The sequence below is a fragment of the Micromonospora sp. NPDC048170 genome, from assembly GCF_040652795.1.
Lineage (GTDB): Bacteria > Actinomycetota > Actinomycetes > Mycobacteriales > Micromonosporaceae > Micromonospora.
In genome coordinates this window covers 116777-130752 of sequence record NZ_JBEZMR010000001.1, presented here as the reverse complement: position 1 = coordinate 130752, position 13976 = coordinate 116777, and the positions used below count along the sequence as shown (strand labels likewise).

Here is a 13976-nt window from a genome sequence, read left to right as displayed (position 1 = left end):
AGCCTAGAGTTCACCCGTTCTCGCCGCCGTCGTGGCCCGGGATCGCCCGCAGGGCGGCCCGCAGTTCGGCCCGGCCGGCGACGCCGAGCTTGCCGTAGATCCGCTGGAGGTGGTTCTCGACGGTGCGGGCCGAGAGGTAGAGCCGTTCGGCGATGACCCGGCTGGTCGTCCCGTCGGCGGCGAGCCGGGCCACCTGCCACTCGCGTTCGCTCAGCATCGGCGCCCCGGCCTGCAACGCCGGGGTGCGGATCAGGTCGCAGCGGCCGAGGAGGGCGGCGAGGCGTCCCCGGGCCGTGGCCGCCGCCGGGGACCGCTGCCGGCGCAGCCGGTCCAGGGCGGTGGCGGTGGCTTCCGCCGCGTACACGGTCAGGTCCAGTGCGTCGAAGCCGTCGGCGACCGCCAGCAGGGCGTCGGCGGAGCCGCCCGCGGCGGCGCGGGCGTGCCGGGCGAGCAGCGGCGGCAGCACCCCGTCGACCCGTTCGGAGAGCTCGGCGAGCCGCTGCGCGACGGTACGCCGGCTGCCGTCCGAGCAGGTCGGGCCGAGCGGCGCGGTCGCCTGGTCCAGCCGGACCAGGTCGTGCAGCACATGCACCTCGTGGCCGGCGAAGCCGTCCGCGCGGAGCCGGTCGGCCAGCCCGGTCAGGTGCTTGACGGCGCCGGACACGTCGCCACCGGCGGCAAGTGCCGCGCCCCGCGCCTGCTCCAGCCACGGGTACAGCACGACCATGCCGGGGGCGTGGGTGCGGTCGGCCTCCGCCATCGACTCCGCCGCCTGGGCGGCGTCGCCGCGCAGGGCCGCCGCCTGGGCTCGTTCGGCCTGGGCCAGTCCCGCGTAGACCCGGCTGGTGGCGAGCACCGCGCAGGCGCCGAGGCTGGTCCGCAGCGCCGTGTCGCTCCTGCCGCGCAGCCGGGCCGCGTACGCCTGGAGGATGGCCAGGTAGCCGGTGCCGAGCCGGAAGTCTCCGGCCCCGGCCAGGTCGGCGAACTCGTCGGCCACGATCGCGTCGATGCCGGCCAGGTCGCCGGCGAGCGCCAGGCGGGTGCCCCGGGCCAGCTCCAGGGCCAGTTGCAGGTATGGCATGTCCGTCCGCCACCGGCCCGCCTCGGCCTGCACCTGGTCGATCGCGGTGGCGCTGCGCTGCAACTGACCCTGTGCCGCCTGGAGGTGGGCGATCGTGCTGCGGGCGAGTTCGCGGGCGGCGACGCTCGCGGCGGGCCGGTCCAGCACCGTCTGCCCGAGCCGCAACGCGATGCCGGTGTCCAGCCGGTGCAGTCGCATGATGCCCTCGAAGGCCAGCACCCTCGCCTGGTCGGCGGAGTCCGCCAGGGTCGACCCGCGGGCCGCGATCTCCTCCACCGTGGACTCGCGGCTCAGGCCCCAGTAGCTGACCATGCCCCGTACCGTCAGCCAGCGGCTCAGCCGCCGGTCGCCCTCGATGTCGACGGAGACCGCGTCGAGCACCTCGATGGCCTCGTCCGGGCGGTCGGCGAACATCAGGATGGTGGCCAGCAGCTCCGCCGCGTCGAAGCCGCCGCCCGCGTCGAGCGCCGCGCGGGCCAGCCGGGTCGCCAGCGGTACGTCGTACCGGGCGAACGCCTGCCCGGCCGCGTCGAGCAGCAGGGCCGGATCCTGCGCGGTGCCCGAGTCGAGCCGCCAGACGGCCACCCGGAGCAGGTCGTCGCGGCGCCGCTTGCCGACGAGCTCCAGCAACTCGGCGAGGCGGGCCTGCAACCGGCGCGTCCGGCTGACCGGGCAGCGGCGGCGCATCACCTCGCCGTAGAGCGGGTGGGCCAGCCGCACGTTCACCCGTCGGTCGTCGCGTTCCACGGCGATCAGCCCGCGTTCCTCGGCGGTCTCCACGTCCACCGGGTCGACGGCCTGGTTGAGCAGGTGCAGGCCGAGCGGCTCGCCGAAGGCCACCAGCTCCACCACCCCGCGTACGCCCGGCGTGAGCTGCCCGATCCGGATGTCGATCAGGTCCGTCAGGCTGGGCGCCAGCTCCAGCCGGCCGGTCCACTTCCAGATTCCGTACGTGCGGGTCAGCTCGTCACGGTCGGCGGCGAACACCAGCTCGCGCAGCAGCAGCGGGTTGCCCTCGGAGAGCCGGCCGAGCCGGTCGGCGGAGATGGCGTCGACCGGGCCGTTCAGGATCTCGGAGAGCAGCCGCGTGGTCTCGGCCGGCGCCAGCGGCTTCAGCTCGACGTGCTCGACCAGGCCGTCGGTCCACAGGGCGCGGATCGGCAGCGGGAGTTGCTCGCCGTCGCGCGACGTGCCGATGACCGTGGCGTTGTCGGCCCGGGCGACCAGGTGCACCAGCGCCGCCGACGGCGGGTCGAGCAGGTGCGCGTCGTCGACCGCGAGCACGATCCGGCGGCCGGCCGCCTGCTGTTGCAGCACGTCCACCGCCCAACGCAGGATGCCGGCGGGGGACAGGCCCTGCGGCTGCGCGGTCGGGAGCACCTGGACGAGACCGCCGAAGGGGAGCGCGGCGGTGGTGGCGCTGGCCGCGATCGACCAGACGGCGTACCCGTCGCGGGGAAGGGCCGCCACCCCCTCGCGCAGCAGGCGGCTCTTGCCGATGCCCGCGTTGCCGCTGAAGAAGAGGCCCCGCCCCTCCGTGCCGGTCACCGCCGACAGCAGACGGTTGAGCTCATCCGTTCGGCCGACGAAACTCCACCGACTCATCCGAGCAGCATATCGACCGGAATCCGTCCGCGTACGCATCGTCACGCACCGAAGTTGAGTAATCTCGTTGTCAGCTCTGAGTATCCGGGGTGTTCCGTGCGGGCCCCCGCCCGCCCGTACTCTTCCGGCATCCGGGGGTGCGACCCGGATGATTCCACGCGGCCGGCCGCTGCCGGTCGCCTGCCACGGGAGGCCGCTTTCGATGAAGGGTCCTCTCCCCGCCGTCGACGTGCCCGACGACATGGCCGGAGCCGCCGGGCTGCCCCGCCGGGGGCGGCAGCCCGCCGGGCCGGGGGCCACCGAGCCCCGTCCGGAGGAACCGTTGGCCGTGATCGGCGTCGGTCCGGCCGGCGCGGGTCGGTCCGAGGTGCTCGCCCGCCTGCTCCAGCTCGATCCCGCCATGCTCGCCGTGCCCGCCGGCAGTTGGCTCGTGCTGCGCCACTCCCGGGTGCCGACGCGGGCCGCCTACGTGCCCGGCTACCGGCAGCCCCATTCGTACGGAACCGACCGGCTGGCCGCCGGGCCGGCGCTCGCGCGCCCGCCGCGCCGGGTCGAGCTGAGCCTGCCCGAGCCGCTGCTGCGGCACTTCAGCCTGGTCGACACGCCGGACACCGCCGCCCTCGGTGTCGCCGGTGTCCAACTGCTGCGCGACGCGGCCGGCCGGTCCGGGGCGGTGCTCTTCGTGATCGCCGCCGACCAGGCGTTCACGGCCGTCGAGCTCCACCTGCTCGCCGGGTTGGCCCGCGCCCGCGTCGAGGTCGTCTTCGCGGTCACCCCGGGCGCGGGTGGTTGGGCCCCGGTGCCGGAGGGCACGGCGACGACGGAGGGCACGGGGGCGTCCGTCGGTTCCCCTCCGGCGCCGGTGGATCCGGTCGCGGTCACCGTCGAGGCGCACCGGGCGACCCTGCTGGCCGCCGTTCCCGGGCTCGCCGACGCCCGTTGGTTCCCGCTCGACGCCGCAGACGACGGGGCGGACCTGCGCCGGGCCCTGGTCGGCTGGGCCGCCGACGAAGGGCTGCGGCGGGCGAGCGCGGAACCGCCGGTGCTGCCCGGCTCGCACGGCCGGGTGCCGGTGGTGGCCGACCCGGGCGACTGGTCGGAGCAACTCGACCGGCGGGCCCGGTCCTCCTCCCGGCGGATCCGCCAGCACCTCGCCCTGGAGTTGGCGAACATCCACCTCCGTGTGGTGCAGGAGATCGTCTTCGGGGTCGGCTGCGCAGGCCTGCCGCAGTTGCTCGACCGGGAGATGGAGGCGCTGTCGTTGCTGGCCACCGTCCAGTGCGACGAGGCGGTGCGCGGGCTCGTCGAGGAGGCCGCCGGCCAGGTCTTCGGCGCGCCGCTGCCGGTGGGCGTCCACCGGCGCCTCCACACCCCGGTGCGCTGGGGCCTGGCAGACCACCAGAGCGAGCACGAGCTGGACCGCGTCCTGCTGGTCACGAGCACCGGGGGCGTGGCGGGGCTGACCGGGGCCGGCGCGTCCGACGCCCTGGCGAGCTACCCGGGCGCCGGGCGCGTCGAGGTGCTTCCACCGGTGGCCGTGGCCCTCTCGGGTGCCTGCTGGCAGCACTGGCGCAGTCCCGCGAACCGCGACCCCAACGCCGCCCGGGCCTGGGCGCAGCGCGCGCTGCGCGAGGTCGAACTGGAGCTGTCCCGGGAGGTGTCCCGGCGGTTCGAGCTGGTCCGCCTCTCGCTGGACGGGGTGCTCTCGGATGCTGTCGACCACGGCATGCTGCTTGCCTGACGGCGCTCCGGTCGCTCGCGGCGTCGGCACTGCGCCGAGGTCGCCGCTCGCCGCTGCCGACGCCCCTGACCAGGCAGGACCCGGCGATCAGCGCCGGGCCGGCGTTCCGGTTCCTCGGTTCGCCGCATCCGGTGGCACGATGGGGGGCATGGCGGCTCCGCAGGTTGCACCTGTCGAAACGCCGGACACCGATGAGGTGCCGGCGTCCGACCGGCCGTGGGTGACGATCGTGTGGGACGACCCGGTCAACCTCATGACGTACGTGACCTGGGTCTTCCAGAAGCTCTTCGGCTACAGCCGCGAGAAGGCGGAACAGCTCATGCTCGACGTGCACCACAAGGGTCGCGCCGTGGTCTCCAGCGGAGCCCGGGAGCGGATGGAGCACGACGCGTCGCAGCTGCACGCGTACGGGCTGTGGGCGACGGTGGACCGGTCGTGAGCATGTTCCGTCGCCAGGGCGACCACTACGTCGCCACCTTCGCCGTCGACGAGGTACGCGTGCTGCGGAAGGTGGCATCCGAGGTGGTCGGGCTGCTCACCGACGGCTTCGACCACACCGACCCGGTGGTGGGCCGGCTCTTCCCCGAGGTCTACCCGGAGGACCCGTCCGGCACCGCCGAGTTCCGCCGCTACACGGAGGGCGACCTCAAGACCGCCAAGATCGATCAGGCGGGCGCGATCCTCGCCGCACTGCCCGACGAGTCCGGCGGCGAGGTGCGGCTCGACGCGGAGGCGGCCGAGGCGTGGCTGCGGGCGCTCAACGACGCCCGGCTGGCGATGGGCGTCCGGCTGGAGATCAAGGACGGCACCGACCTCGGTGAGGAGCTCGACGACGCGGTCGCGGAGGACCCGACCTCCAGCCGGGTGTTCCAACTGTCGGTATACGCGTACCTCGGCTATCTCCAGGAATCGCTGCTCAACGCCTTGATCGACTAGGCGTGACCGTCGCCACCTGAACGTCGCGCCCGGTACGGGTTAGGCTGGGCACGTGCTGAGTATCGACCGGTCGATCGTTGACGCGATCGTCGCCCACGCTCGTCGGGACCACCCCGACGAGGCATGTGGCGTGGTCGCCGGTCCCGCCGGCAGCGACACCCCCACCAGGCACATCCCGATGGACAACGCCGCCCGTTCCATGACGTTCTACGAGTTCGACTCGATGGAGCAGTTGCGGGTGTGGCGCGAGATGGACGACAGGGACGAGGAACCCGTCGTCATCTACCACTCGCACACCGCCACGGAGGCGTACCCGTCCCGGACGGACATCTCCTTCGCCGGCGAGCCCGGCGCGCACTACCTGCTGGTCTCCACCCGCGATTCCGACACGGAGGAGATCCGCTCCTTCCGGATCGTCGACGGCGTGGTGACCGAGGAGCCGGTCCGGATCCTGGACGCGGGGGTGGACCCGCACGCCGTGCAGTCCTACATGTTCGGGCAGAGCCCGGCGACGGTCGACTACGAGTGTTCCGGCCGCTGATCCAGCGCCGCCACACCCGTCCACGTCCCGTCACCTTCCGGCACGCCCGACCATCATCGAGGAGCACGACACCATGGCCATCGAAGTTCGCATCCCCACCATCCTGCGCAGCTACACCGGCGGCGCGAAGGTCGTCGAGGGCACCGGCGACACGCTGGGCGACCTGCTCGCCGACCTGGACTCCCGGCACGCCGGCCTGAAGGCCCGGCTGGTCACCGAGGCCGGTGCGCTGCACCGCTTCGTCAACGTCTACGTCAACGACGAGGACGTCCGCTTCCTCGGCGCGCTGGACGCCAAGCTCAACGACGGCGACAGCGTGACCATCCTGCCGGCCGTCGCCGGTGGCGCGTTCGGGTTCGCGGCGGCTGCCGCGATCGCCCAGCACGGCGCCGCGACCGCCGCGCGGTCGGCCGTCGCCGCCCGCTGACGGCGGCGGTCGCCATGGCGCGGTACGACAGCCTCCTCGACGCCTGCGGCGGAACGCCGCTGGTCGGACTACCACGGCTCTCACCGACGGTGCCCGACGGGGCGCCGCCGGTGCGGCTCTGGGCGAAGCTGGAGGACCGGAACCCGACCGGCAGCATCAAGGACCGGGCGGCCCTGTTCATGGTCCGCGCGGCCGAGGAGTCGGGCCGGCTCCGGCCGGGCGACACCATCCTCGAACCGACCAGCGGCAACACCGGCATCTCGCTGGCCATGGTGGCCAAGCTGCGGGGCTACCGGCTTGTCTGCGTGATGCCGGAGAACGTCTCGACCGAGCGGGTGCAGCTGCTCCGGATGTACGGCGCGGAGATCATCTTCTCGCCTGCGGCGGGTGGCTCCAACCAGGCGGTGGCCACCGCCAAGCTGATCTCGGCCGAGCACCCCGACTGGGTCATGCTCTACCAGTACGGCAACGAGGCGAACGCCCGGGCACACTACGAGACCACCGGTCCTGAGCTGCTGCACGACCTGCCCACGATCACCCACTTCGTGGCGGGCCTCGGCACCACCGGGACGCTGATGGGCACCGGGCGCTACCTGCGCGAGAAGGTCGACGGCATCCAGGTCGTCGCGGCCGAGCCGCGCTACGGCGAGCTGGTCTACGGGCTGCGCAACATCGACGAGGGATACGTTCCGGAGCTCTACGACGCGACGGTGCTGTCCCGGCGCTTCTCCGTCGGCACCCGGGACGCGGTGTTGCGGACCCGCCAGCTGGTGGAGGTGGAGGGCATCTTCGCCGGGTTCTCCACGGGTGCGATCCTGCACGCCGCCCTGGCGGTGGCGCACGAGGCCGTCCGCGCCGGCCAGCGCGCCGACGTGGCCTTCGTGGTCTGCGACGGCGGCTGGAAATACCTCTCCACCGGGGCGTACGGCGGCACCCTCGCCGACGCGGAGGAAGCCCTGGAGGGTCAGCTCTGGGCCTGACGTCGGGTGGCCGGGTCGCCGCACGCGGCGGTGGCCCGGCCGCGCGTCGCGGCCCGCGGGCACGGTCGGTCGGCCCCCTCACGCAGCGCTGTCGGCGGGCGCCGTTTCGTCACCTGCTCCCGCCGTGCGGCGCGGCAGGCGCCGGGCGGGGTGTCACGTTGGTGACAACTTCCGGTGGATGACTCTTGTCGCCGCGCGCGCGAGCGTAGGCTGCCCTGCGTGGCGTACGCGTCGGTAGAGATCATCCACAGGGCGACCGTCGGCGCGGAAACTACGCAGCGCGACAGTGAGACGACTCGATGCGACTGACCGTCCTGGGCTGCGCGGGCAGTTTTCCCGGTCCCGAGTCCCCCTGCTCGGCCTACCTCCTCGAAGCGGACGGCTTCCGGCTGCTTGTCGACTTCGGCCCCGGGTCGCTGTCCAACCTCCAGCGCTACGCGGGGCTGCACGCCCCGGACGCCATCATCCTCACCCACCTGCACTGCGACCACATCCTCGACGCCGTGTCGTACGTGGTGGTCCGCCGCTACGCCCCGGACGGCCCCTACCCGGCGCTGCCGGTCTACGCCCCGGCCGGCGCGCCGGACCGGCTGGCGACGGCGTACGGGCAGGAGGACGGCACGGTCGACGACGTGTACCAGTTCTACGCCCTCGAACCCGGCACCTTCCCGATCGGTCCGTTCGCGGTCACCGTCGACCGGGTCAACCACCCCATCGAGACGTACGGCGTCCGGCTGGAGCACGGTGGCCGGGTGTTCTGCTACTCCTCGGACACCGCACCCTGCGAGGCGCTGCTCCGGCTGGCCCAGGACGCCGACACGTTCCTCTGCGAGGCGAGCTACCTCGACGGCGTGGAGAACCCGCCGGACCTGCACCTCACCGGCGGGGAGGCCGGCGAGGTGGCGACCAAGGCGGGGGTGGGCCGACTGCTGCTCACCCATCTGGTGACCGCCTGGGGCAGCGAGGCGCACACCGTGGAGTCGGCCGCCGCCGCGTACGACGGGCCGCTCGAGGTGGTCCGGCCCGGCGCCAGCTACGAGATCTGACCGGCCGGCACCCGGGGCGGGACACCCCGGGGCGCACCGATCGGAGCACCACATAGGGTGCAGGCATGGCACGACCTGACGGGCGGCGACCCGACGAACTCCGACCGGTGACGTTGACCCGGGGCTGGAGCACCCACCCGGAGGGCTCGGTGCTCGTGGAGTTCGGCGGCACCAGGGTCCTCTGCACCGCCAGCGTGACCGAGGGGGTGCCCCGCTGGCGCAAGGGCTCCGGGCTCGGCTGGGTCACCGCCGAGTACGCGATGCTGCCGAGGGCCACCAACACCCGCTCCGACCGGGAGAGCGTGAAGGGGCGAGTCGGCGGCCGTACGCACGAGATCTCCCGGCTGATCGGCCGGAGCCTGCGGGCGTCCATCGACCTGAAGGCCCTCGGCGAGAACTCGATCGTGCTCGACTGCGACGTGCTCCAGGCCGACGGCGGCACCCGCACCGCCGCGATCACCGGCGCCTACGTGGCGCTGCACGACGCGGTGACCTGGCTGGCCGGGCGCAAGTCGTTGGCCGGCAGGCCGGAGAAGGTGATGCACCGCTCGGTGGCCGCGATCAGCGTCGGGATCATCGACGGCGAGCCCCGGCTGGACCTCGACTACACCGAGGACGTGGCCGCCGAGGTCGACATGAACGTGGTGTGCACCGGCGTCGGCGACTTCGTCGAGGTGCAGGGCACCGGGGAGGCCGGCGTGTTCGCCCGCGAGCAGCTCGACGCCCTGCTCGACCTGGCCGTCGCCGGCTGCGTGGAACTGGCCGAAGCACAGCGGAAGGCGCTTCTCTCATGAACAAGGTGCTGCTCGCCACCCGTAACCGCAAGAAGCTCGTCGAGCTCCAGCGGATCCTCGACGGCGCGCTCGGCGCGCACCGCGTCGCCCTGATCGGGCTGGACGACGTCGAGGAGTACCCGGAGCTGCCCGAGAGCGGCCTCACCTTCGGCGAGAACGCGCTGATCAAGGCGCGGGAGGGCTGCCGGCGCACCGGCCTGCCGACGATCGCCGACGACTCGGGGATCGCCGTGGAGGCGCTCAACGGCATGCCCGGGGTGTTCAGCGCCCGCTGGGCCGGGGCGCACGGCGACGACCAGGCCAACTTGCAGCTGGTGCTGGACCAGATCGCGGACCTCCCCGACGAGCACCGGGGCGCGTCGTTCGTCTGCACGGTGGCCCTGGTGCTGCCTGGCGGCAAGGAGCACCTGGTCGACGGCCGGCAGACCGGCCGGCTGCTCCGGGTGCCACGCGGCGACGGCGGGTTCGGCTACGACCCGATCTTCCTCGGCGACGGGCAGGACCGCACCAACGCCGAGCTGACGCCGCAGGAGAAGGACGCGGTCAGCCACCGGGGCAAGGCGCTGCGGGAGCTGGCCAAGCTGGTCGCCAAGGTGCTGCCGCCCACGAGCTGACAGCCCGGGCCACCGTGGCGCACGGTGGCCCGGGACGGAGTCAGTCGAGCGCCCCGATCTCGCGTTCGATGGCGGCGCGCAGCTCGGGCCCGGCCAGCACACCCCGGGCGGCCTCCATCAGCGGGGCCAGGAAGACGTCCGGGCCGGGTTCCCCGGCGATCCCGCCGAGCGCCGCGACGGCCGCCCGGCCGGCCGGCGACGGGTCGAGCGGGGCGCGCAGCTGGAGCCCGCGTACCGCGGCGAGCAGTTCGACGGCGAGCAGGCTGGTCAGGTTGTCCAGCACCGTACGCAGCTTCTTGGCCGCCGCCCAGCCCATCGAGACGTGGTCCTCCTGCATCCCGCTGGTGGGTAGGGAGTCCACCGAGGCGGGCGCGGCGAGCCGCCGGTTCTCCGCGACGATCCCCGCCGCCGTGTACTGGGCGATCATCAGCCCGGAGTTGACCCCGGCGTCGGGGGAGAGGAACGCCGGCAGTTCCCGGGACCGGGTGACGTCCAGCAGCCGGTCCACCCGGCGCTCGGAGATCGCGCCCACCTCGGCGGCGGCGATGGCCAGGAAGTCGGCGGCGAAGCCGAGCGGCGCGCCGTGGAAGTTCCCGGTCGACTCGACGCGGCCGTCGGGCAGCACCACCGGATTGTCCACCACCGAGACCAGTTCCCGGTCGGCCACCGTGCGGACGAAGGCCAGCGTGTCCCGGGCCGCCCCGGCGACCTGGGGCGCGCACCGCATCGAGTACGCGTCCTGCACCGCGTGCGCAAGGTCGTCGCGGTGCGAGTCCATCACCCGGGAGTCCTGGAGCAGCCGGTGGATGTTCGCCGCCGAGGCCGACTGCCCGGGATGCGGCCGGATGGCGTGCAGCTCCGGCAGGAACGGCCGCTCCGAGCCGAGCATCGCCTCGATGGCGAGGGCGGCGGTGACGTCGGCCATCGTGAACAGGTGCGCGGCGTCGTGGATCGCCAGCAGCAGCATGCCGAGCATGCCGTCGGTGCCGTTGATCAGCGCCAGCCCCTCCTTGGCGGCCAGCTCGATCGGCGTCAGCCCGGCCCGGCGCAGCGCGTCGGCGGCGGGCAGCCGCTCGCCGGCCGGGCCGAGCACCCAGCCCTCGCCGAGCAGCACCAGCGCGCAGTGCGCCAGTGGCGCCAGGTCGCCGGAGGCGCCCAGCGAGCCGTGCTCCGGCACCCACGGCGTCACGTCGTGGTTGAGCAGGTCGACCAGCGCCTCGGCGACCAGCGGCCGGACCCCGGAGCGGCCGAGCGCAAGCGAGCGGACCCGCAGCAGCATCATCGCCCGGACCACCTCGCGCGGCATCGGCGCGCCCACCCCGGCGGCGTGCGAGCGGATCAGCGCGTGCTGGAGTTCGGCCCGCCGCTCGGGCGCGACGAAGGTGTTCGCCAGCGCGCCGAAACCGGTGGAGACGCCGTAGACCGGGCGGCCGGCGGCCTCGATGCCGTCCACGATGGACCGGCTGACGGCCATCGCGTCCACGGTGCCCGGGTCGAGGACGACCTTGGCGGTGCCGCGGGCCACGGCGAGCACGTCGGCGGGGGAGATCCCGGTGGGCAGAATGGTCACGGTCGTCATTGCGGCACTCCGTTGCGCAGAACCTGGCGGATCAGTGGCACACCGGGCCGGTAGGCCAGGTGCAGGTGGGACGGGGCGTCGAGGATGCTCAGGTCGGCCCGTGCCCCCGGCCTGAGCACTCCGATGTCGTCGCGGCGCAGCGCCCGCGCGCCGCCGGCGGTAGCGGCCCAGACCGCCTCCGCCGGGGTCATCCGCATCTCGCGTACGGCGAGTGCGACACAGAACGGCATCGACGAGGTGTACGACGAGCCGGGGTTGCAGTCGGTCGCCAGCGCCACGGTGACTCCGGCATCGAGCAGCCGGCGGGCGTCCGGGTACGGCGAGCGGGTGGAGAACTCGGCGCCGGGCAGCAAGGTGGCGACCGTGTCGGCCGACGCCAGCGCGTCGATGTCGGCGTCGGTCAGGTGCGTGCAGTGGTCGACGCTCGCCGCGCCCAGCTCGACGCCGAGCTGGACGCCCGGCCCGGGGCCGAGCTGGTTGGCGTGCACCCGCACGCCCAGGCCGACGGCCTGCCCACAGGCGAGGATCGCGCGGGCGTGGTCGACGTCGAACGCGCCCCGCTCGCAGAAGACGTCGATCCAGCGCGCGTGCGGCGCGGCGGCGGCCAGCATCGGCCCGCAGACCAGACCCACGTAGTCGTCGGGGCGGTCGGCGTACTCGGCGGGGACGACGTGGGCGCCGAGGAAGGTGGTCTCCTCGCTGACCTCGGCGGCGATCGCCAGCGAGCGGGCCTCGTCGGCGACGGTGAGGCCGTACCCACTCTTGATCTCGATGGTGGTCGTGCCCTGCCGCATGGCCTCGCCGTGCAGCCGGCGCACGGTGGCCCGCAGCTCGTCGTCGCTGGCCGCCCTGGTCGCCCCGACGGTGGTCCGGATGCCGCCACCGGTGTACGGCTGCCCGGCCATCCGGGCGGCGAACTCGGCGGCCCGGTCCCCGGCGAAGACCAGGTGGGCGTGGCTGTCCACGAAGCCGGGGAGCACGGCGGCACCCCCGGCGTCGATGCGCCGGTCGGCGGCCGGCGCGTCGCGGGCCGGCCCGATCCAGGCCACCCGCCCCTCCTCGACCAGGAGGGCGGCGTCACGCCGGATGCCCAGCGGCCCGGCCTCGCCCCCGAAGTCGTTGGTCACCAGCTCGCCGATGTCGTCGACCAGCAGACTGCTCAAGACGTCACCTCCTCGATCGCCGCGGTCAGTTCGGCCGGCACGTCGACCGTCAGGTGCCGGCCGTCGCGCACCACCGTGCGGCCGTCCACCACGACGTGGGTGACGTCCGCGGCGCCCGCCGCGAACCACACCCCCACCGGCGGTACGCCGGCCGTGCGCGGGCTGTCCAGTCGTACGGTCACCAGGTCGGCGCGGGCCCCCACGGCGAGCCGCCCGGCGTCGCGCCAGCCCAGCGCGGCGTGACCGCCCACGGTGGCCGCGTCGCGCAGCTCGGCGGGGCTGAAGTGGCCACGCCGGCGGGTACGCAGCCGCTCGTCCAGTTCCACCGCGCGGGCCTCCTCGAAGAGGTCGATGACGGCGTGGCTGTCGCTGCCCAGGCTCAGCGGCAGTCCGACATCGGCCATCCGCCGGGCCGGGCCGATCCCGTCGGCCAGGTCCCGCTCGGTGGTCGGGCAGAGGCAGACGCCGGTACGACTGTCGCCGAGCAGCGCGAGGTCGCCCCCGGTCAGGTGGGTGGCGTGCACGGCGGTGGTGTCCGGGCCGAGCGCCCCGTGGTCGGCGAGCAGCCGGGCCGGGGTGCGGCCGTGCGCCGCCCGGCAGGCGTCGTTCTCGGCGGGCTGCTCGGAGAGGTGCACGTGCAGTGGCGCCCCGTGCCGGTCCGCCCACCCGGCCACGGTGGCGAGCTGCCCGGCCGGCACCGCCCGCACCGAGTGGATCGCCGCGCCCACCCGGGCGTGGTCGCCGGCGGGCGTGAACGCCTCGGCCCGTTCCGCCCAGCGCAGCGCGTCGCCGTCGCCGAAGCGCCGCTGCGGCCCGGCGAGTGGCTGCCCGTCGACCGTGGCGGTGAGGTAGCAGGTGTCCAGCAGGGTGATCCGGATCCCGGCCTGCGCGGCGGCCTCGACCAGCGCCGTGCCCATCGCGTTCGGGTCGGCGTACGGGGTGCCGTCCGGGTTGTGGTGCAGGTAGTGGAACTCGCCCACGCAGGTGACGCCGGCCAGCGCCATCTCGGCGTAGACCGCCCGGGCCAGGGCCAGGTACGAGTCCGGGTCCAGCCGTTGCGCCACCGCGTACATCCGGTCGCGCCAGGTCCAGAAGTCGCCGCGCCCGCCGTGGGTACGCCCGCGCAACGCCCGGTGGAACGCGTGCGAGTGGGCGTTGGCGAGCCCCGGCAGGGTCAGCCCGGGCAGCCGGACCGCGTCGCCGAGCACCTCCACGCCGGCGGGTGGATCGCTCTCGGCGGTCAGCGGCGTGACGTCCGTGATCCGCCCGCCGGCCGTCCCGATCAGCACGTCGGGGGTCGGTTCGGCATGGTCGGGCAGCCACGCGTACTCGGCGAGCCAGCGGGTCCCGGTCATCTCGTGCGCCTCCTGTCGAGCTGCCCCGTCAACAGGACCGCCGGATCCGACCCGGGCGAGCGCCGTGCGGCACGGTGGCCCCGCCCCGCCTGCGACGCCACCGTGCCCAACGAA

13 protein-coding genes are annotated in these 13976 nt (G+C 74.2%); 9 read left to right on the top strand and 4 right to left on the bottom strand.

Annotation, left to right across the window (positions count from 1 at the left end; genetic code table 11):
- Positions 1-10: 10 nt before the first annotated feature.
- Positions 11-2686 carry a LuxR C-terminal-related transcriptional regulator gene (locus tag AB0D32_RS00485; RefSeq protein WP_357082502.1) on the bottom strand — a complete coding sequence of 892 codons (2676 nt, stop codon included), beginning with the start codon at positions 2684-2686 and terminating at the stop codon, positions 11-13.
- A 202-nt stretch (positions 2687-2888) separates the two neighbouring features.
- Here AB0D32_RS00485 and AB0D32_RS00480 point away from each other — a divergent pair, with 202 nt between their 5' ends.
- The 9 genes from AB0D32_RS00480 to rdgB all read left to right on the top strand — a co-directional run bounded on the left by AB0D32_RS00480 (position 2889) and on the right by rdgB (position 9765).
- Positions 2889-4427, top strand: coding sequence for a hypothetical protein (locus AB0D32_RS00480; protein WP_357082499.1), 1539 nt, complete (start codon positions 2889-2891; stop codon positions 4425-4427).
- Between the two features lie 148 nt (positions 4428-4575).
- On the top strand, positions 4576-4866 hold the full coding sequence (gene clpS, locus AB0D32_RS00475) for an ATP-dependent Clp protease adapter ClpS (protein ID WP_089001780.1): 291 nt from the start codon (positions 4576-4578) through the stop codon (positions 4864-4866).
- A gap of 2 nt (positions 4867-4868) precedes the next feature.
- Positions 4869-5363: a DUF2017 domain-containing protein gene (locus AB0D32_RS00470; RefSeq protein ID WP_357084137.1), complete on the top strand. Its 495-nt coding sequence runs from the start codon at positions 4869-4871 to the stop codon at positions 5361-5363.
- 52 nt (positions 5364-5415) lie between these two features.
- A complete protein-coding gene (locus AB0D32_RS00465) occupies positions 5416-5904 on the top strand; it encodes a M67 family metallopeptidase (protein ID WP_357082495.1) in 489 nt (162 codons plus the stop codon).
- A 73-nt stretch (positions 5905-5977) separates the two neighbouring features.
- Positions 5978-6331: a MoaD family protein gene (locus AB0D32_RS00460; RefSeq protein ID WP_357082492.1), complete on the top strand. Its 354-nt coding sequence runs from the start codon at positions 5978-5980 to the stop codon at positions 6329-6331.
- A 14-nt stretch (positions 6332-6345) separates the two neighbouring features.
- Positions 6346-7311: a pyridoxal-phosphate dependent enzyme gene (locus AB0D32_RS00455; protein WP_357082489.1), complete on the top strand. Its 966-nt coding sequence runs from the start codon at positions 6346-6348 to the stop codon at positions 7309-7311.
- Positions 7312-7610: 299 nt separating this feature from the next.
- Positions 7611-8357 (top strand): MBL fold metallo-hydrolase, encoded by a 747-nt coding sequence (locus AB0D32_RS00450; protein ID WP_357082486.1) that lies wholly within the window; start codon positions 7611-7613, stop codon positions 8355-8357.
- Positions 8358-8422: 65 nt separating this feature from the next.
- On the top strand, positions 8423-9151 hold the full coding sequence (gene rph, locus AB0D32_RS00445) for a ribonuclease PH (protein WP_357082483.1): 729 nt from the start codon (positions 8423-8425) through the stop codon (positions 9149-9151).
- Positions 9148-9765, top strand: a complete 618-nt coding sequence (gene rdgB / locus AB0D32_RS00440; protein ID WP_357082480.1) for an RdgB/HAM1 family non-canonical purine NTP pyrophosphatase — start codon at positions 9148-9150, stop codon at positions 9763-9765. Before rph ends, rdgB begins: the two co-directional genes overlap by 4 nt.
- A gap of 40 nt (positions 9766-9805) precedes the next feature.
- Here the strand turns inward: rdgB and hutH are convergent, their stop codons facing one another.
- The 3 genes from hutH to AB0D32_RS00425 are packed head-to-tail and all read right to left on the bottom strand — an operon-like array spanning position 9806 to position 13862.
- The gene (hutH, locus tag AB0D32_RS00435; protein WP_357082477.1) at positions 9806-11344 is read right to left on the bottom strand and encodes a histidine ammonia-lyase; all 1539 of its coding nucleotides are present in this window, start codon (positions 11342-11344) and stop codon (positions 9806-9808) included.
- Positions 11341-12507: an imidazolonepropionase gene (gene hutI, locus AB0D32_RS00430; RefSeq protein WP_357082474.1), complete on the bottom strand. Its 1167-nt coding sequence runs from the start codon at positions 12505-12507 to the stop codon at positions 11341-11343. The genes hutH and hutI overlap by 4 nt, the downstream gene beginning before the upstream one ends.
- Positions 12504-13862, bottom strand: a complete 1359-nt coding sequence (locus tag AB0D32_RS00425) for a formimidoylglutamate deiminase (protein WP_357082471.1) — start codon at positions 13860-13862, stop codon at positions 12504-12506. Before AB0D32_RS00425 ends, hutI begins: the two co-directional genes overlap by 4 nt.
- Between the last annotated feature and the right edge of the window lie 114 nt (positions 13863-13976).